3 protein-coding genes are annotated in these 22,170 nt (G+C 63.7%); 2 read left to right on the top strand and 1 reads right to left on the bottom strand.

The features are described from left to right. The first annotated feature begins 10 nt into the window (after positions 1-10). Both PAN08_RS09200 and PAN08_RS09205 read left to right on the top strand, forming a co-directional pair. Positions 11-18,388: a leukotoxin LktA family filamentous adhesin gene (locus PAN08_RS09200; protein ID WP_269791224.1), complete on the top strand. Its 18,378-nt coding sequence runs from the start codon at positions 11-13 to the stop codon at positions 18,386-18,388. 20 nt (positions 18,389-18,408) lie between these two features. Continuing rightward, positions 18,409-20,019 (top strand): ShlB/FhaC/HecB family hemolysin secretion/activation protein, encoded by a 1,611-nt coding sequence (locus PAN08_RS09205; protein ID WP_269791225.1) that lies wholly within the window; start codon positions 18,409-18,411, stop codon positions 20,017-20,019. 27 nt (positions 20,020-20,046) lie between these two features. On the opposite strand, the gene recQ is transcribed toward PAN08_RS09205, so the two are convergent. Then, positions 20,047-21,855 (bottom strand): DNA helicase RecQ, encoded by a 1,809-nt coding sequence (recQ, locus tag PAN08_RS09210; RefSeq protein ID WP_269791226.1) that lies wholly within the window; start codon positions 21,853-21,855, stop codon positions 20,047-20,049. Positions 21,856-22,170 lie beyond the last annotated feature (315 nt).

Here is a 22,170-nt window from a genome sequence, read left to right on the forward strand (position 1 = left end):
GGAGCCAGCCATGAACCGCATCAACGCCACCAGCAAGAACCGTCCGTCCGCCAAGACTTCGATGCGCGGGGAGCTGCATCCACGTCCGGCCGGATTGGCCGCTGCGATTGGCTCGGTACTGGGCATCGCGCTGCCTTTGACGGTGTGGGCTGGTGATGCGGGCAGTTCCATCACCACCGACGGCAATACCGCGACCACGGTGACATCGACCGCGCAGGATCGCTGGAAAGTCGCCACCTCCACGATCAAGGGCCGCCAACCGGGCAACCAGGTGGCTTTCAACTCGTTCAAGGATTTCGGCGTTGAGGCGGGGCAGACGGTGGATCTGATCCTGCCCACCAAGGATGGCGCCCAGGTGCACAACCTGGTCAATCTGGTGAGCGACTCACGGGCCTACATCAACGGCAACTTGAACGGCTTTCTCGCCGATGAAAGCACCGTGGGTGGACGTGTGTTCTTCGTTGACCCGCATGGCTTGCTGGTGGGCAAGAGCGGCGTGCTCAATGTGGGTTCGTTGTCGGTGGCGACACCGACGCGCGCGGTGATGGATGACATTCTTGCTGCGGGCGAAGGCCTGGATGGCCTGATGTACGGCACATTGAAGCCGGAGCAGCTCAGCCGCACGGGCGTGGTCACTATCGACGGCACCATCAACGCCAGCAATGGCGTGCGGGTGCAGGCGCGGGCAATCGATGTCACCGGCACCATTCTGGTGGCCGTGGCGCCGGCCGCCGGGCGCGATGCAAACGCCAGCCTGCAGCGGGTGGACGAAACCGCAGTCAATACCGGCGGTGCGGGGGCACCGCTGGCATTGGTCAACGATGGCGGCAAGATCCAGCTGCGCGCGGCGGCGATTTCCGATACCGGTTTGGGCGTGCGCAGCGCCGAAGCCACGGTCACCGTCGGTGGTGTGGCGAAACTGAGTGCCGATGACATTGAGCTGACCGCGACTGCGGTGGTCGATTCCGGCTATGACAAGGACTCGGCGGCGTTCGACGAAGTGAAGGCCGACCTGACCGGCAGCCTCACCGATATGTCCACGTTGCAGGACCTTGGCGACGCGCTGGTGAACCTGGGCGTGGACAAGGTGCTGGGCGAACAGATTTCGTTCCTGCATGCCAGCACCACCGCGCGTGTGGAAGTAAAGGACAGCGCGACGCTGGAAGCGCGCAACGACATCGCGCTGCATGCCAGCACCCGTCAGAACATCGACAACTCTGCAGCCGGCACGGCCTACGAGAAAGGTGACTTCGTCACCGATGCCAACGGCGATCCAGTCAAGGACGCCACCGGCAATCCGGTGCCGAAGAAGCACCTGCTGAGCCTGGGCGCGGCCTACGGGCAGATCAACGCCACCACCGAGGCCATCATCCGCTCCGGCGCGAGGGTCGAAGCAGGCGGCGATGTATCGGTGAAGGCCGATGCGGACACGGCGATGAAACTCGCTGCCGAATCCTTCGCGGTCAACAACACGACGGCGGCTTTCACTGCAGCCATCAGTAATGTCAACGTCGACACCAAGGCCGTTATCGAGGCTGGCAACGCGCCGATAACTGCCGGCAGTGTCAACGTCTCGGCGGTGAATACGTCATCGATTGAGACTTCGGCCACTGCGCGTGCGGACAACCAGGGTGCGGTCGGTCTGGCCGGTGCGATCAGCCTGCAGGACATCGCCGCCGAAGCCCGTCTGAACCGCAATGTGACCACGCATACGACGGGTGGCAACAGCGGCGACGTGACGGTTCAGGCGGCCAGCATTACCTCGCTCAACAAGACCAGCACGCTTGTCGCCGGGCCGAAGAGCGAGCCATTGCCGGGCCAGGAGCAGGTCGAGGCCATCAGCAGTGGCGGCGATGGCCTGATGACCATGGCGCAGTCGCTCGCCGGTGCCGGCATTGGTGCAGCGCTGGGCAAGATCAGTGGCGATAGCGCCGGTGGTGGCAGCGGTGGCGGTACCACGCCGACCACGCCGCCGAAGCCGGCACCGTTCCGATTGGGCGGCGCGATCAGCTTCGTGGATGGCGAGCACACGGCGAAAGCATCGATTGGTGCCAATGCACAGATCATCAGTGCGGGCGACATCGTGGTCGACAGCCAGGTGATTGATGCACAGATCGGCAACCATGCCATCAGCAATGTGCTGGCCAAGGGCAAGAGTGCCGATGGCTCGGCATTTGCGCTTTCCGGCGCGATCACGATTGCCAACCTTGAGCACGACGCGCAGACGCTGGTGGGCAGTGGCGCACAGCTGAGTGCGGCACATATTGGCCTGGCATCAGACGTGCGCCTGCCGCGCGATTTCAGCGCGCTAACCGGCGCGGTGCCGAACTTCAGCAGCTTCGACGCATTCAAGGATTCGCTGAGTGCGGCCAAGGACCTGATCACCGATCCATCCGATCTGTTCACGTCTTACTCCGCGGCCAAGGGCTCGGCCGAGGAAGTGGCCATCGGTGGCGCGGTGAGCTATTTCAAGGCGAAGAACAGCGCCCGCACCGACGTGGCCAGCGGCGCATCGTTGAAGACCACGGATACCTCCGGTACGCCGTGGACCGCCGCATTGGACGGTGATGACCATGCCGGCGACGCGCGCACGCGTACGTTCGACGCCGCCACCGACATCAGCGCGACCACCGATGTCACGGCGTTGCATGCGGCCGGTGATCTGGCACTGAAGAATCTCAAGACCAGCAATGTCGGCAAGGGCGGCACCGCACTTGGTGGCAGCGTCGGCTACATGGATTACGACAACACCGCAGCGGTCATCGTCAACGATGGCGTCAGCATCGATGCGGGGGCCGGCTCCATTGCGATTGATGCGGCCAACAAGGAAACCATCGTCTCGTTGGCATTGCAGTCCGGGCAGGGCGGCAGTATCGGTGTCAGCGGCACGGCCTCGGCGTTGGATCTGGACAGCCGCACGCTCGCAGGCGTGAGCAATCGCGCCACGTTGACCGGCGGCAAGATTGGCATCTCGGCCGACGAAGACATGTTTGTCTGGTCGGTTGCTGGTGCGGTGGCGATGAGCGACAGCATCTCGGTGGGCGCCAGCGTTGCTTATCAGCAGATGGATACCGATACGCACGCCTTCATCGGTGCGATACCGGCAGACTTCAAGACCGGTTCGAGCGGTGCGACTGGTCAGGTCAATACCGGTGATCTGTCGGTGAAGGCGAACAGCGAGGGCTTGTCCGGCGCAGTGGCTGCCGCAGGTGCGATTGCCAAGAGCAGCTCGGAGCAGCTCAAGCAGCAACAGGATGCGTTGGCGCAGAAACAGAACGCGGAGAACCCGGGCTTCCTGGATTCACTCAAGACGCGCGCGCTGGGCAAAGTGACCGCGCTGGAAAGCATGGGCAAGAAGGCCGACAGCGACGGTAGCGCGGGTCTCACCCAATATTTCGACAAGGCCAAGGGCTTGCTGGGCTCGGGCGGCGGACAACCGGGGCAGGGCGCGCAGACGCCGCAGCCGAAGTTTGGTATCGCGCTGTCCGGCAGTGCCACCGTCAACCGCGCACGCCAGAACACCAAGGCCGACATCAGCGGTGCGGTGGTCAAGGACAACAGCGGCAATGGCGTGAAGCTGGATATCACGGCGATCAACAAAACGTTGTTGGTCAGCATCAGCGGCGCGTTGTCGGTAGCTGCTGCCGGTTCGGACAACAGCCAGGGCAGCGCATCGCTGGCCGGTGGCGTGGCATATGGCGATATCCAGAACACCACCACCGCCGGGCTGCTGAGCAGCAGCGTGCAAGATGCCGGTGATGTGACTGTGACCGCGCGCAATGAAAGTGAGCAGGTCAACGTGGGCCTGAGCGTGGGCGTCAATGCCTCTTCCGACCAGACCACCGCCGCCGCGGGAGCGATCTCGGCCACGGTGGCGATGTCGAAGAACGAAACGGCAGCGACCCTGCGCGGCTCCAGCATTCAAGGCAAGGCCGGCGCAGCCGGTGACGTGGACGTCAAGGCAGTCAACGAATCGAAGATCGCCAATGGCGGCGGCGCGCTGTATGCCGGCGGCAAGGCAGGCATGGGCGCGGCGGTGACCTATGCCGAGATCAAAGACGACACACGTGCCGGCATCAGCGGCGGCAGCATCCATGGCGTGAACGACGTGCGTGTGCGTGCGGCCGATGCCTCGCGCATCGTGGCTGCGGCTGCCAGTGGCGGTGCCTCCACGCAGAGTAACGGCGTGGCGATCGCCGGCTCGGTGTTGGTCAACCAGGTGGCCAATACCACCATTGCCAGCATCAATGACGGCGCCAGCATCAGCTTCGACGGCGACCTGGAGGCATTTGCAGGCACCGCCAGCATCAGCGATGTGCGCGCCACCACGGATGGCTGCGACTCCGGTGCAGGTGTGGACTACTGCGGCAATGCCATCGGCGGCATCCAGGTGGATGCCAATGCCGACAATGGCAGCAAGGACAGCACCAGCGTCGATGCGGCGGGCCGTAATGCTGGCAAGAGCTCGATCATTGCCGTGGCCGGCATGATGCAGGTGGGCGGCAACAACGCCGGTGTCGCGTTCGCTTACAACACCATCAAGAACACCCACGCGGTATCGGTGAACGATGCCACGCTGACCGCGACGTCGGCGGGCAACATCGTGCTGACCGCCGCCGACAAGGCCGACATCCTGGCGGTAAGCGCCGGCATTGGCGGCAGCACCGGCAACTTCACCGGCGTGGGCAGCGCCTCGTACAACGCCATCGGCAACACCACGGCAGTGCGGGTCGGCAGCAATGTTCCGGGTGCACCGGGCACGGCACTCAATGCGGGCAACATCACGCTGGATGCGAGCGATGAATCCTTCATCGGTTCGTTTGCCGGTGCGGCCACGCTTGGCTCCAAGGTTGCAGTGGGCGCGGCGCTGACCATCAACGATATCGGCAACGGCACGTTGGCATTGGCCGAAGGCGCCAACCTGGATGCGGACAGTGGCAATGTGGCCCTGAAGGCGTCCAACAAAGCCAAGATTCTTTCCGGCGCGGTGGCTGCGGGTGCGGCCAACAACGTGGCGATCCAGGGCTCGGTGGGTTGGAGCACCATAGCCAACACCGCCGAAGCGGCATTGCGGGGTGGCACGCTGAAAACGGGCGGCCTGGGCCTGCATGCAAACAATAGTTCGAAGGTCTACACCCTGGCTGGTGCGGTAGCAGGCAGCGGCACGGCGGCTATCGGCGCAGCGATCAATGTGGCCACCATTGGCGACACGACGCGTGCCACCGTGGACGGCACCGCGCTTGAGGTCACCGGCAAGCTGGACGTCATCGCCGCTGCCGATGCAACCACCAAGACACTGGCCATTGCCGGTGCGTTGGCCGGCACGGCATCGATCGCAGGCAGCAACGCCAGCAATTTCATCAACAGCACTACCGAAGCCAGCCTCAACAATGTCATCGCGCAGGGCGCGGGCGTCACCGGTGATGTCACGGTCAGCGCCGATACCGACGGCAAAACCTATTCGCTGGCCGGTGCATTGGCCGTGGGTGGTACCGCCGGTGTCGGTGCAGCGTCCAGCGTCAACAGCATTGGGGGCAGCACCACGGCGCGCATTGCCGGCTCCGTGCTGGACGGGGCCAAAGGCTTGGATGTGGAAGCCGAATCCAACAGCCTGATCCGCACCGCTGCCGTATCGGGCGCAGGTGCGGGAGCGGCAGCGGTCGCTGGCAGCGTCACCACCAATTTCATCACCACCGATACGTTGGCCGAGTTGAAGGACACGCGCCTGGACAGCAACAGCGCGGATGTCCGCGTTGTCGCAAAGGATGGGCGCAGCATCGATTCGCTGGCAGGCGCAGCTGCCGTGGCCGGTACGGTGGGCGTCGGGGCGGCGGTGGCCTTCAATCAGATTGGTGGTAGCACCCGGGCCACGCTGTCCGGTGGCAGCAAGGGTTATCAGATACATGCGCGCGATGTGGAGGTGTCCGCGCAGGCTACCAACGCCAATGGCGCGGCAAACATCCGCACCATCGCCGCTGGCTTGGGTGGCGGTGGCATGGTGGGGGGCGCCGCCTCGGTGGCGGTCAATCTGATGGAAGGCGAGGTCAAGGCAAGCATTGCTGATGGCGCCGATGTGGTGGCCGACCGCAACGTTACGGTGAAGGCCAGCCAGCAGCAGGGCATTGATGTCTGGACCGGCAGCGTTGCCGTTGGCGGCGGTGCGGCCGGTGTCGGCCTGGGCACGGTGGTCAACCTGATGACCGGCAAGACCAGCGCGCAGATCGCAGGCGCGCAGACCAAGGTGAGTGCGTTGGCCTGGAACGGCGGTCATGGGCTGACCGTGGATGCGGCGACGCGCCAGGCGGTGAGCACGGTGGGCATGAGTGCGGCGGTGACCTTTGCGCCGATTGTCGGCCAGAGCATCGCGGTGATGGCAGGTGTGAACGTTATTGGCACCGCCACTGAAGCGAGCATCATCTCGGCATCGATCAACCAGCACGATCTGCGCAGTTGGGTAGGCAACTGGTTGCCTGCACAGCCCGCGACGCAGCCCGGCAGCGGTAGCGGCCAAGGCACCGATGGTCAGGGTGATTTCGATTTCTACAGTGCCTCCGCACAGGGCAGCGCGGAGCAGAACGTTCAGGTCAGGGCGAACAGCACCGTCAGCAGCAACTCGGTGCTGACAGGTGCCGCCGCCGGTGCGGGTGGCAGCGCTTCGGGCGCGGCTTCAAGCACCGTGCTGCAGACCTCGACGGTTGCCAAGCTGGAGAATGCAAACGTTGCCGCCAGTGGTGACATCGGTGTGGATGCGCGGGCCAGCCAGTCCGCTCAAACGACGGTGGTAGGTGTTGCGGCAGGTCTGGTCGGCGGCGCCGGTACGGGTGTGGTCAATGTGTTCTCCAGCAACACCGATGCCTCGGTGGTGGGCGGGAAAACGCGCGGTTCCAGCTTGACCGTCAATGCCGAGAACACGGTGGACAGCAGCATCAACGCAGGTACCGGTGCAGCGGGTGCTGCAGCGGTGGCGGGCACGCTGGTGGTGAATCTGGCACAGACACGTACGGGTGCCAGCATCGGCCGCACCGGCGTGCCGACGCTGATTGATGTCGACGGAAAGGTCGCGGTGTCCGCACACACGGATACACGCTTTGTGAACACGGTGGTCAGCGGTGCGCTTGGCGGAGGCGCGGCTATTGCCGGCATGGCGCAGTACCAGCAGATCGCCAACACCACTGAAGCGGGCATCTTTGATGCGACGGTGACATCGGGCGGTGTGGATGTTTCCGCATTGGAAGAACTTGAAATCAAGGCCAGCAGCGGCGTCGTTGCCGGTGGTCTGGGAACCGGTGTCGGTGCGGCAGCCAACATCACGCTGCTGGGCAGCAAGGTGGCGGCAACCATCAGCGGCGGTGACATCCACAGCGGTGGCGCGGTGAATGTGGATGCGGCATCGGTGCGTGATATCCAGATGACCACGGCCACAGCGGGCATCGGCATGAGTACCGGTATCGGTGGCGCGGCATCGGTGTTGTTGTCCGGTATCGGTGATATTGGTGACGTGCTGGGTGAGGTGTCCGGTACCAAGGGTGCCTTGAATGACCTGGCATCCAGCAGCAAGCTGGATTCGAGCGTGACCGGCGATGCGGCATTGGCCGGCAAACTGGACAGTGGCCACCTTGCACAGCTCAACGGCGCCACATCCAACAGTCTGTTGACGCTGGGCGGCAAGCAGGACCAGGTGATCGCGGCGATCAAGGGCGCGCGTGTGGATGCGCACAGTGTTGATGTGAACGCGCAGACCAAATTGAACGCCAGCAACACTGCCGGTGCGATTGCTGCAGGTGGCCTGGGTGCAGGCGGTGCGGTGGCCTATAGCGGTCTGTTCGGCCAGACCTCGGCAGCGATTGATGGCGGTACGGTCAATGCGGGCAACATCGCGGTCACGGCGCACAGCGGCAGCGGCAACAACCAGCCCAGTTCGTCGGTGAACGCAGTGGCCGGCGCGGCGGGATTGGTGGGCCTGGGCGCGGCGGTGGCATGGAACGATCTGGGCCAGACCACCACGGCATCGGTATCGGGCAACCTCACCGCCAATGGCCAGGGCGGCAACCTCAACGTCTCGGCGACGGACCAGAACAGTGCGCGCGTCGATGCCACGGGTGCGGCGGTAGGCGCATTGGCGGCCGGCGCGGTCATCGCCCACGTGTCGCGCAATGCGACGGTGGCGGCAACCGTGGGAGCCAACACCGCGGTGGCTGGCTTCGAGAAAGTGGGGCTCAACGCGCTGCATGGCGGTGGCGTCACCGCCAATGGCATCGGTGCCGTGGGTGGCCTGGCGGGTGCGGTCAATGCGGTGGTGGTGCTGGCCAAGGACAACAGTGCGGTGAACGCCGATGTCGGCGACTTGGCATCGATCATTACCCAGGGCAGTGGTGATGCCGGCGATGCAAAGGGCGATGGCTCTTCGCTGAAAGTGGCTGCCAGCTCCGACGCGACGGTCCGGGCTACCGGCCTGGGTGTGACGGTGTCAGCCGGTGCCGCAGTGGGAGCGGTGGTGGTAGATGCGCAGGCAACAACAGCGTTGCAGGCCTCGTTGGGCAACCGTGTCAACGTGAGCGGCGATGGCGATGTCAGCGTGACCGCAACGCGCGGTGGCGCGCTGGCCAATGGCGACGGTGTGTATGCCAAAGCCACAGCCGGCGCGGGCGGTATTTACTTTGCAGCCAATGCTGCCAGTGCTACAGCAGGCGACAACAGCCAGACCGTCGCCAAGGTCGGCAACGACGTGGTCATCGGTGATCGCGGCAACTTCAACGTGGTAGCCAACAGCACCACACGTCAGCGCGCTGAAGCGACCGGCATCACCGTCGGTGGCCTTGCCCTGGGTGCTGCACTGGCCAATGCCACCTCCAACACGCGCACTGCCGCGACCATCGGCACCAACCTTGGCGGAGTGAATGCCGGCAGCACGGCCACACCGAAGATGATGGGCAGTCTGTCGGTGTTGGCGAACGGCAATGACACCAATCTGGCCAGCACCTTTGCGGGCGGCGGCGGCCTGATCTCGGGTGCTGCCAGCGTGGCCACCACCAATGGAAAATCGAATGTCGATGCCACGGTGGGTGCCAATGCAGGGCGCACGTCCGGCATCCTGGCCGACAGCATCACCGTGTCGGCCACGCATGAAGGCAACTACGGCGGCAGTGCGGATTCGACCAATGCGGCAATCGCCGGCGCCAGCGGCTCGGCGGTCAGGAATACCGTCGACAGTACGGTCAACGCCAATGTTGGCAACGGCGCCCGGTTGTTCGCAGCCAAGGATCTTTCCGTCACGGCCAACAATCTGTTCAAAAGTACGCTCGATGGCGCTGCGGTGGTGGCGGCTGCCGGCGGTGTGTTCAACGGCAGCGCGGCGTTGATCGACACCAAGCTGATCGGCAAGACCACTGCTGCCGTCGGTGACAACGTGATGCTGCGCTCGGGCGTGGGCGGCGATCCCAATCGCGCCGGAAACATCGATATCGTGGCGCGCACCAAGGTGATGGCAACCGACAAGGCGCAGCTGTCCACGGGCGGTGCCATCCAGGTGGCGGTGGTCGACACCTCGATGAAGGGCAACTTCAACAACGCGGTGCGCGTAGGCAACAACGCCAAGCTCAGCAGCCTGGGCTATCTGAATCTGGGGACCACGACCACCGGTTCGCTCAACAGCCAGGCGCTGGTCAATACCTGGGGCCTGGCGGCGGTGGGTACGGCACGTTCCGAAGTGGATGCGCAGATCACCGAGAGCGTCGACGTGGGCAGCAATGGCCTCCTTCAATCGCTGCAGAATGCCTACCTGTCGGCCGGCAAGGACGGCACCGGGTTGCTGGAAAGCAACCTGTTGGTCAATGCATCGGCCGAAGGCTATGTGCGTGGGCTGGTGGCGGTGCCGGTGGTCAAAGCGGTAGCCAACAGCAATGCGCAGATGCGCGCTGCGATTGGCGCCGGTTCTACCCTGATCAGCTCGGGCGACGTCTACATGGGCACATGGGGAGACTACTTCTCCCATCAGGCCAGCGGACGGGCCACCGGCTACCAGTTGGGCTTCATCCCGGTCACCGTGACGAACTCGTCCTCCGAGGGCTCGGTCGTCGGCAATGTGCTGGTCAACGGCAAGGTGGTGGCGGGTACCGCGAACGATGTGAACCTCACCATCGGCAACAACTTCAGCTGCAGCACCGATCTGGGCATTGGTTACGCCTGCCTGAGCATCGGTCAGCTCAAGGCGTTGGACGCCGGGTTCGATCCGGGCCAGACGGTCAACGATGCCGACAACGTGCTGCTGATCGACGATATCTATGCGGCCGGTGCCGACGTTTATCTGAAGGGCACCAACATCAATATCGGCAGTACCGGTTCGGTGGAAGCGCACGGCGCGCCATCGGTGGATATCGTCAACAACTCCACCTATCACCTGGCCTTCGGCAATATCTATATCCCTGACTACGCCGGCGGCAATGTGCTGGTGTCGGGCACCATCAGCAATGGCACCGACCGCATTACCTCGGACAGTTCGGGCAGCAATCCGCACATCAACATCTTTGGCAATTACAACCTGGGTAACGGCACCTCGATCCTGCAGATGGGTGTGGTCAACAGCATCGGCGCCGATGTGCGTTACGAGACCAAGAAGGGCTCCATCGTCAGTGGCCCGGTCTATGCCGCCAGCTTCAACACCGTGGCGCCCAACGGTACCTTCATGTTCAACGACCCGACCCGCAACAAGAGCGTGGCGTCGGCCGAAGGCCTGTGGAGCGAGTACCTGAAAGGCCTGCTCGGTGGCGCCTATAGCAGCGCCGATAAAGTGGCCGGACTGCTTGCCAATCTTCAATATGGTGGCGGTGCGACCAACACCGAACAGCTCAACAACAATCTGTTCAAGCAGCCGGGGGATGCGAGTTACGGTGGTACGGCCATCATCGTCTATGGTGCCTGCCTGCCGCATGTAGGGGGTTCGCGTTGTGGCACCAATCAGCCTGGCTATACCGACTACACGACCTTCCCCTACAACTACGAGGGCAGCGTAAAGATTCCGACGGTCGCCTATGTGGGGACGCGCAACGGCACGGCCAGCTACGGAAGCAATGCGGCCATCGCCAATGACAACAGTGCCATCCGCGCGCGTGAGGTGAACATCCGCGCCAAGTACATCGACATCAATGGCACGATCGAAGCCGGTGCCGGCATCGACTGGTCGGTGAAGATCGTCGATAACCAGTTCACGCGTGGTTGGTTGCAAATGGTTGAAAGCAGGCCGGGCGTCTATGACGTCCCGACCTACATGCTCGAAACCGTAGGTAGAGCTTCCAGCCTGATCGGAGTGAAGTACGACTCGGTCAGCAAGCGTTTCATCGTGGATGACGTCAATGCGTCCGGTGGCGGCAAGGTGACGCTGGACGGCAGCATCGTCAGTACCACCAACAAGGGCAAGATCAACGTCACCAGCGGCTTCGGCCGGGTAGAGGTTGGGGTGGACCTGGACCGCGATGTGCAGCTGAGCGGCATGAACGTGGCGACCGGCCAGGACGGCGTGGTGCAGATCATCGATCGGCTGAAGAAAGGTGCCAACAACCAGCCCTACACCGTCTGGTACGTGCAGCAAGCCGGAAAGGCGGCGGCTGCTTATGACAATGCAATCTGCGGCGCTGCCTGCACCACCTGGGAGGATGCGAGCCAGATCAGCAATACCACTACCTACAAACCGAAGGAGGGCATGCGTTATCGCTGGAACATGTCCGCTCGGGTCGGCCGCAAGGTTGACTGGGACAGTGGCACGGCTGGTACCTGGAGGTTCTTGAACAGCAGCGGCTTGGAAGCTTCTGGCGCGCAGCGCTGGAACACGGGTAATGGCACCTACTATCAGGACACACCGGGTGGTGCCGATTTCGCGTGGGATTACTCGGGTTCATTCAACTCGTACTCCAGTGCGACGGTCGGATACGGTTGCGGTGTTGTTCAAAAGGGATGCAATTTCGGCTTCCCGGAACCGTCGAACGGGCTGCATTGGGACCCGAGCCGCGAAGGCGGCGACGGCGGCTGGGAAACCTGGTACCGCTACCGGATGCCAACCGACGGCAACCTCACGCTCAACGCCAGCGTCCGGGCCGACAATCCGATCTCCATTGGTTTTGTCACCCGCGACAAGGGCAGCGTGGATGTCAGCGTCGGCAACAACCTGTATCTCAACGGGACCATCAACAACAAGGCCGGCACCACCACCCTGGAGTCGCGCAACGGCAGCATCATTCAGGGCAATGACCGCGCCACCCTGTATGCGCAGGAGCTGGTACTAAAGGCCAACAACAACATTGGTGCGCTGGCTGGACAAGCGATCGATGTAGCACTTTCCGATGGCGGCACGCTGAAGGCCACCACCAAGGGTGGCGATATCGCGCTGGACATCCATTCCGACGCGACGCTGCGCCTCAACGCCGGCAATAGTCAGTCCGGTTATGGCAACGTCAGCGTGATTGCATCGGGTGACATCAAGGGCATCGGCGGTGACGCGGTGTCCATCGTCGGCAGCAACATCAACCTGGTCAGTACCACGGGCAGCATCGGCAGTATCAGCAAGGATGGGGCGTTGGTGATTGGTGCCCATGAAACCCTCGGTGCGGACAACCGCCTGCGCGGTGGCAACGTGGTGGCGGTGGCACGCAATGATGTGTCGCTCAAGGATGTGGACGGCGATTTCTGGGTGGGCAAGGTGACCGCGCTGACGGGTGACGTGTACCTGGAAGCCGCCGCCGGCTCCTTGCTGGACGCTTCCCAGCGTGAAGATGCCAATGCACTGACCGACAGCCAGATTGCCGACATCCGCACCCGCCTCAAGCTTGATGGTGGTGGTGTGGCCGATACCGTGGCGACCTATGAACGCCAGGTGGAAAGCCGCTACGCCGAGTATTGGAATCTGAAGAGCCACGGTGAGTTCGTGGGGGGCGTGTTCGTCCCCGACTCCACTGCTATCGACGCCTTCCGCGCCCGTGCCACCGTGGCGGCAGGGGCGATGCAGAGTGATGCCCAGATTTTGGCTTACATCGCCAGCATGGCCGAAGAGGTGGGCGCACAGTTTGCCGAACTCTATGGCTCAGGTTGGGCGACGCAGACGGCGTTCCAGACGCGGGATGCGGGCTACAACTTCGTGCTCGACACCGGCTCGGACACGTACAGCAAGCTTGCTGCGCGCTCCAAGTGGGATGACGACCAGCTGCGCTTCGCCATCAGTGCCAGCGCGTTGGAGCCGGCCAAGTCATCCAGTGGCAGCGTGACGGAACCCACCATCTCTGGCCGCAATGTCGAACTGGTTGCCCGTGACAGCTTGGGCCGTCTGGCCGAAAGCGTGGATGTGGACTATGCACGCGTCTTCGCGGGGAACCTGAGTTCGCAGGAAGCAATGGCGCTGGCCATGGCTACCGCTCCTGGCGATGTACAGCTGATCGGTCATGCCGGGCAGGTCATCTCCATCGACGAACTGCGGGCGATGAGCGAGGCCGAGCTGCAGGCTGGCCCCGTGGCATCCATCCGCATCAAGCAGACCTCGCCGTTGTATGTGGCCGCCAGTGGCAGCTTGACTGCCAAAGCCGGCGATGCGGCTTATCTGCATGCCACCAATGACCTGGCGATTGCCGCATTGGACGTGGGTGGTTCGGCGCAGATCGCCGTTGAAGGCAACCTCACCGGGGCGACAGCCAATGCGATGCTGAGCGTTGGCGGCGACTTGGCGTTGGAAACCAAGGGCGATATCGGGCAGAACATTGCCAGTGCCAACCCGTCGCTGTTGAACCTGAAGTTGGGCGGGACGTTGTCCGGCAACGCGGGCGGGGCGATGGGCATCCGTCAGCACGGCGGCGATCTGGTATTTGATTCGCTGTACAGCGGCGACCGCATGCGCATTGATGTGGCCGACGGCAGCCTGCTGTCCACCTCCTCTAGTCTCGTGACGCTGCGCTCGGAGAAGGGCGGCGTTGAACTGACTGCCCGCGACGACATCCGTGCCGTTGATGGTGGTTCGCTCAACCTGCAGCTGGACAGCGGCAAACTGGACGGCGTGGCCGGCGGTGAAGTCCGCATCAGCAGCCCGAAAAATGCGCTCAACATCGGCTCGCTGGTCAGCGGTCGCGACATGTTGATCGGATCGATATCCGACCTGACCGCGACCTTGTTGCGCTCGGGCGGCGCGCTGTACGCCGATGCCAAGGGCATCATGCGGATTGGCTCAGCCGAATCAGAAAGTGATGTCGCGCTGTCTGCCAATGGTGATTTGTCGGCCGATAGCGTGGTCTCACGCACGGGCGATGCTTCGCTTGTCGCGGGCGGTGGCGTGGACCTAGGTGACCTGCAGGCTGCTACGGTCATTCTGGATGCCGGCGACGTGCTGCAGTTGCGGGCCGGAGGGCGGGTTGCTGGTGACAGCATTGTGGCCAAGGCCGGCAGCCTGGACATGGGTAACGGTGCCCGGATGCAGGCCGGAACGTCTTTGAGTGTGGATACGACCGGTGACATGACGCTGGGGCAGCTGCAGGTCAGTGCAGCCGCAGGCGCAGGTACGCTGGATCTGGTCGCCGGAGGCGGGATTGTCGGCAACGGCGATGGCCAGGTGAATCTGTTGTCTGGCAACGACGTGCAGGTGAACATCGCAGCGCAGACGGGGATCGGCCAGACGGGTGAGCGGCTCACGCTCGACGGTGGTCAGGTCAATGCCAGCACGCAGAACGGGGACGCAATGCTGTCCTTCGTGAGTGCCGCGCAGATCGGCACGGTGCAGGCGCAGGGCGGCAACATCGATCTGCTGGGTGCCGCAGATGTCGACTTCGGCCTGCTGCAGGCCTCGGGCGACGTGCGTGTGGATGCCGTATCGCTGCAGGGCGGTGATATCGATGCAGGCGGCGGCATCACTGCCGAAACTGCTGGTGCGATGGATCTGCACAATGCGATGGCTGGGGCGGGCATGCAGCTGACGGCAGGTGGCGCGCTCAGTGCCAATGGGCTGCAGTCGAACGACGCGATGACACTGTCGTCGGGCAACACCCTGGATGTGAAGCAGCTGACCAGTGGCGCGCATCTGGATGCTGACGCTGTGGGCACGTTGTCCATCGCCGACGCCAAGGTGACCGGCAATGCCGCCATCGACGGTCAGGCGGATGTGGTGCTGGGGCAGGCGGTCGTGGGTCAGGCGCTGGCAGTCGACGCTGGCACCGATCTGACCGCCACCACGCTGGACGTGACTGGCAACAGCACGTTGACCAGCGGCGGCGATACCTCGGTGACCACCTTCAAGGGTCGCGGCGATCTGTCGGCGAAGGCTGGCGGTGATCTGGCATTGGGTACCGGCACCGTTGGCGGCAACGCCACGCTGTCGAGCATTGGCAGCACGACGATCGACACGCTGTCGGCACAGGGCTCGCTGGATGCAACGTCGGGTGCGGCATTGGCTGCACGCACGCTGTCCTCCGGCGCTTCGATGACCCTGTCGTCGGGCAACACCCTGGATGTGCAGCAGCTGACCAGTGGCGCGAATCTGGATGCTGACGCTGTGGGCACGCTGTCCATCGCCGACGCCAAGGTGACCGGCAATGCCGCCATCGACGGCCAGAGGGATGTGGTGCTGGGCCAGGCAGTCGTGGGTCAGACGCTGGCCGTCAATGCGGCTACCGATCTGACTGCCACCACGCTGGACGTGGTCGGCAACAGCACGTTGACCAGTGGCGGCGATACCTCGGTGACCACCTTCAATGGTCGCGGCGATCTGACTGCGAAGGCTGGCGGTGATCTGGCCTTGGGTACCGGCACCGTTGGCGGCAACGCCACGCTGGCGAGCGTTGGCAGCACCACGATCGACACGCTGTCGGCACAGGGCTCGCTGGATGCAACGTCGGGCGCGGCATTGGCTGCACGCACGCTGTCCTCCGGCGCTTCGATGACGCTGGCGTCGGGCAACACCCTGGATGTTCAGCAGCTGACCAGTGGCGCGAATCTGGATGCTGACGCCGTGGACACGTTGTCAATCGCCGACGCCAAGGTGACCGGCAATGCCGCCATCGACAGTCAGGCGGATGTGGTACTGGGCCAGGCGGTCGTGGGTCAGACGCTGGCAGTCAACGCGGCTACCGATCTGACCGCCACGACGCTGGACGTGACTGGCAACAGCACGTTGACCAGCGGCGGCGATACCTCGGTGACCACCTTCAATGGTCGCGGCGATCTGTCGGCGAAGGCTGACGGTGATCTGGCATTGGGTAACGGCACCGTTGGCGGCAACGCCACGCTGTCGAGCATTGGCCGCACGACGATCGACACGCTGTCGGCACAGGGCTCGCTGGATGCAACGTCGGGCGCGGCATTGGCTGCACGCACGCTGTCCTCCGGCGCTTCGATGACCCTGTCGTCGGGCAACACCCTGGATGTGCAGCAGCTGACCAGTGGCGCGAATCTGGATGCTGACGCTGTGGGCACGCTGTCCATCGCCGATGCCAAGGTGACCGGTAATGCGGCCATCGATGGTCAAGCGGATGTGGTGCTGGGTCAGGCGGTCGTGGGTCAGGCGCTGGCCGTCAACGCGGCTACCGATCTGACCGCCACCACGCTGGACGTGACTGGCAACAGCACGTTGACCAGCGGCGGCGATACCTCGGTGACCACCTTCAATGGCCAGAGCGATCTGTCGGCGAAGGCTGGCGGTGATCTGGCACTGGGTAATGGCACCGTCGGCGGCAACGCCACGCTGTCGAGCATTGGCAGCACCACGATCGACACGCTGTCGACACAGGGCTCGCTGGATGCAACGTCGGGTGCGGCATTGGCGGCACGCACGCTGTCCTCCGGCGCTTCGATGACGCTGTCGTCGGGCAACACCCTGGATGTGCAGCAGCTGACCAGTGGCGCGAATCTGGATGCTGACGCTGTGGGCACGTTGTCCATCGCCGATGCCAAGGTGACCGGTAATGCATCCATCGACGGCCAAGCGGATGTGGTGCTGGGCCAGGCGGTCGTGGGTCAGACGCTGGCAGTCAACGCGGCTGCCGATCTGACTGTCACCACGCTGGACGTGACTGGCAACAGCACGTTGACCAGCGGCGGCGATACCTCTGTGACCACCTTCAATGGCCAGGGCGATCTGACTGCGAAGGCCGGTGACAATGCCGCGTTCGAGACCGTCACGGTGGGCGGCTCCATGCACCTGCAGGCCGGCAAGGCTATTGATGTGGGCACGGCCGTGATCGGTGTGGATGCTACCTGGGTGGCAGGTACCGACTTGACTGCCGATGAGGTAACGACAGGCTGCAATTTCAGCGGCGACGCCGGCGGCACGCTCGCCATCGGTTCGGTGAAGGCCGGTTGCGGCCTGCAGTTGGCGTCCACTGAGAGTCTGTCCTTCGACAGTCTGCAAGCCGGGGCTGATATCGGATTGACCTCACGTCGCGGCGACGTACAAGGTCGCAGCGCTGATGCTGGCGGCTCGTTGCAGGTCAATGCGGCCACCGCAATCGGCATCAACACCGCGATGGCCGGCACCGATATCACCGCCAACAGCGGTGGTGCCCAGCAGTGGGGCAGCTACCGCGCTGGCCGCGATGCGCGCTTGACCGCCGTTGGCGATGTGGTGACGGGGAGCGGTGACAGCGGCGGCCTGCAGTCAATCACCTCTGGCGGCAGCATCCACTTTGATCGCATCCAGGCCGGCACTACTGCCAGCATGGATGCACAGGGTGGCTCGCTGACTGGTGGGGTGCTGCGTGCGGCATCGGGTGATTTGGCGGCACGCGATCACCTATCGCTGGCAGCCGGCATGGTGGACACACGTTTGAATCTGGCGGCCACTGACATCACTGCCCACATCACGCAATCCAGCCAGGGGCAGGGCCCGTTGACGACCACGCTCACCGGCTATCGCAATGGTGTGGCGCATCAGGTGGTAGTTGAAGTGGATCCGCGTGATGCCTGGTTGATTGACCAGATCAAGGCAGTGGATGCGCAACTGGCTTCGACCGCGGCACGTGCCGACATCGCGCAGGGTTACATCGAGAAGACCATGACCTTGGCCTCCTCTGGCATGAAGGTGCTGATGGACAACACCAGCCCGGTGCTGCGTTCGGCCGATGTGCAGTTGACCCAGTTGGACAAGACGTTCCGTTTGTCGGCTAACGGCACCTTCCTGGATACCAATGCTTATGTGGTCCGCTTTGCCGATGGCTTCCGCGTGACCAGCCCGAACTACAACCCGGACCACGTAGTAGGCGGCCCCGACTATCTGGGCGAGAGTGCGGTGCGCTACATGAGCCGCATGCTCAGGCTGGAGACGACGGACCGCAACAATGCACCGGCATCGGGTTGGCTGGACGACGGGCAGGAGAAGGATGACGTCATCTCCTCTGCCGACGGTGCGGTCAACCTCGGGGCCCCCAACTGATGAACCACAGGAACAGAAACATGTATCGAGGGATGCTCCTCATCGGCAGCGCCTTGTTGCCCTGCATTGCCAGCGCGCAGTCGACAGACGCAAGCCAGGGGCAAGCGGCTGCGCAGCGTATCGACGGCTACTACGAGCAGCGTCAGCCGCTGCAGCCACGCAAACCGGTGGTGGATCCCCTGCAGCAGGAAGCGCCGGTCAGCGACTCGTCAACGGCCGGTGACGCCACAACGCGATTCGTGTTGAAGGAAGTCAGCTTCAGTCCTTCCGAGCTGCTGGCGAGCGAAACGCTGGACACCATTCGCGCCCGCTACCAGGGTCGCGAAGTAAGCCTGGCGGAGTTGAACCAGATGGTCGCCGAGGTCAACGCGGCCTATGAGGCGCAGGGCATCACCACCGCCAAGGCACTGTTGCGCGAACAATCCATCGAAGACGGACGCGTTGAAGTCACCCTGTTGGAAGGGCGGCTGGGGCAGTTGCAGGTAACCGGTGAAGGCAAGGTGCCGGTGCGCTTTGTCGAAAAGCGTGTTCACCAGCCCGTAGGCGAGGTGGTGCAGACCAATCGTCTGCGCGATGACCTGGTCTACCTCAACCGCACCAGCGACCTGCAGGTGCGCGCACTGTTGCGTCCAGGTAAAACCGCCGGGCAGACCGACATCGTGTTGATGACCGAAATGCCAGACCGCAGCAACTGGGGCGTGTTCGTCGACAACTCCGGTGTGGAGAGCACGGGTCGCGAACGGTATGGCGTGCAGGGACAATTCTGGGGGCTGGCAAGCATCAACGACCTGCTGTCGGGCTCGGTGGCGTACTCGCGCGGCGGCCTGGAAGGGCGTGTTTCCTATTCGGGCATCATCAACAAGCGCAACGGTCGCCTGGGTGTGAATGTCTCGCGCAACCAGATCAACATCATTGACGGTGCCTACCGCGACCTCGATATCACAGGTGAATCCACCAACTATGGTTTGGAGTTCACCCAGCCGTGGATCGCAAACCAGCATTGGCTGTTGTCCACCGTGGCCAGCATTGGTCGCAGCAATTCGATCTCGGAAATCGCCGATGTGCGCGTTTCGGAAATCGACTCGACCGTCATGACACTGGGGTTGAACACCGGCTATCGCAACGATGGCTATGACTGGACCTTCTACCAAGGCGTGTCACGCATCCAGACCGATGAAACCCTGGCCAAGGGGCGCAATTTCACCACCGCCAACGGCAGTACCTCGTGGACGCAGCGCATCGGTGCAAGCGGCTTCCTGTACCGCGCGCAGTTGGGTTGGCAGTTCACCAGTGGTGACTTCCTGCCATCGAGCAACCTGTTTCAGGTGGGCGGTATCGGCAGCGTGCGTGGTTACGTGCGCGGTGCCTTGTCGGGTGTGAAGGGCTACTTCGGCAGCGTGGAACTGCACCGGCCGTATCGGCAGGCGCACGATGTGTATGTGTTCTTCGACCACGGCGATGTGCGCGGTGACTTCCCGACGGCCGCCAGCATCAGCAGCGTGGGGCTGGGCATGAATGGACAGTTCGCCAGCCGCTACAGCTACAGCCTGGATCTGGGTCATCCGCTGGATGACGTGCTCAAGGATCAGGACAGCGTGCGCGCCGATTTCCGCATCAGCGCACGCTGGTAACCGCCATCAGGTGCGAGCAGCGGCGAATCAGCCCTGCTCGCGCACGATTTCCACCAACCGCGGGCCGTAGCGCGAAAGCTTGCTGCCGCCAATACCACCGACGCGGCCCAGGGCATCGACACTGGTCGGGCGTTGTTCGGCGATGTTGCGCAGGGTGCTGTCGTGGAAGATCACGAATGCCGGCACGTTCTGCTCGCGCGCCAGCTCTGCACGCAGTCCGCGCAGCGCGTTGAACAGCACCAGATCGTGTGGCTGCACCGGCAGCCCGGTGCGTGAACCACCACTGCGCTCGCGTTCGCGGGTGGTGGCTGGGCTTTCTCGACGCATCATCATCTGCCGGCGACCCTTGAGCACATCGCGGCTGGCATCAGTCAGGCGCAGGCCGCCGTGGGCGGTCGGGTCCACTTCCAGCAGGCTGGCGGCGACCAATTGCCGGAACACGCCGCGCCAGCTGCGCGCGTCCAGGTCGCGACCGATACCGTAGGTGCTCAACTTGTCGTGGCCCAGCTGAAGCAGCCGCTCGGCGTCACTGCCGCGCAGGATGTCGATCAAATGGCCGACGCCAAAACGTTGGCCGCTACGGTAGACGCAGCTCAAGGCTTTCTGCGCCGGTACGGTGGCGTCCCATGCGGCGGGCGGGGTAAGGCAGTTGTCGCAGTTGCCACAGGGTTTTGGGTAAGTCTCACCAAAGCCGGCGAGCAATACCTGACGGCGGCACTGCATGGATTCGCAGTAGCCGAGCAGGTGGTCGAGCTTGGCGCGTTCGAGCTGCTTGCGCTCCTCACCGGCTTCGGACTGCTCGATCATCTGCTTGAGCAACACCACATCGCCGAGCCCGTAACACAGCCAGGCTTCGGCAGGCTCGCCGTCGCGGCCAGCGCGGCCGGTTTCCTGGTAGTAACCCTCCATCGACTTGGGCAGATCGGTATGTGCGACGAAGCGCACGTCCGGTTTGTCGATACCCATGCCGAAGGCGATGGTGGCGCACATCACGATGCCGTCTTCGCGCAGAAAGCGGCGTTGGTTGACCGCGCGTACCTCGGCCGGCAGGCCGGCGTGGTAGGGCAGGGCGGTCATCCCCTCCCTGCACAGAAACTCAGCGGTCTCCTCGACCTTGCGCCGGGACATGCAATAGACGATGCCGGCTTCGTCGCGATGGTCCTTGAGGAAACCCAGCAGCTGGCGCTTGGCGTTGTCCTTCTGCACCACGGTGTAGCGGATATTGGGGCGGTCGAACGAGCTGACGAAGTGGCGAGCGGTGGTCAGGTCCAGGCGCTCGGCGATCTCGCGCTGTGTCGGCGGGTCGGCGGTGGCGGTCAGGGCGATGCGCGGGATTTCCGGCCAGCGCTCGTGCAGTACGGTCAGCTGGCGGTATTCCGGGCGGAAATCGTGGCCCCATTGCGACACGCAATGCGCCTCGTCAATGGCGAATAGCGCAATCCGGCTGCGTTCCAGCAGCGACAGAAAGCGCCCGGTCAGCAGCCGCTCCGGCGCGACATACAGCAACTGCAGTTCGCCTGAGAGCAGTTCGCGCTCGACCCGCGCGGCGGTTTCGGCATCCAGCGTGGAATTGAGGAACTCGGCGCGTACACCGGCCTGGCGCAATGCTTCTACCTGGTCCTGCATCAGCGCGATCAACGGCGAGATGACGATGCCGCAGCCATCGCGCAGCAGCGCGGGGATCTGATAACACAGGGATTTACCGCCACCGGTGGGCATCAGCACCAGGGCATCGTTGCCGCTGGCGACGTGTTCGACGATGGCCTGCTGGTCGCCGCGGAAACTGTCGTAACCGAAAACGCTGGAAAGCAGCTCTTGCGCGGGACTGTGGGGCATCGGCGTAGTTTACCCGTTGCCGGGCGCGCGCCGGGTTGCCGGTTTCCGGGCTTTGGCGTGCGACGGGTTGAAATCCGTTGCAGGGCTGGCGACCGCAAGGTTTGCAGCGGTTGAGGCAATCGTGAAGGGTGCGCTTCCCATCATTGCCCTTCGCATCCCGCAGAAGGGACGGGGCTGGAAGCCGCAACAGCGTGGGCCAAGCGGCCGTCAGACCGAACAATCCAACGCGAGTAGAGCCCTTTTGAGCCCGAAGACGAGGGAATCTGGGGCTGGGACCCTGGAGTTTGCGTTACAGGCTCCCGGAAGGGTGCGCGG

The sequence above is a fragment of the Stenotrophomonas sp. Iso1 genome (assembly GCF_027497995.1).
Taxonomy (GTDB): domain Bacteria; phylum Pseudomonadota; class Gammaproteobacteria; order Xanthomonadales; family Xanthomonadaceae; genus Stenotrophomonas.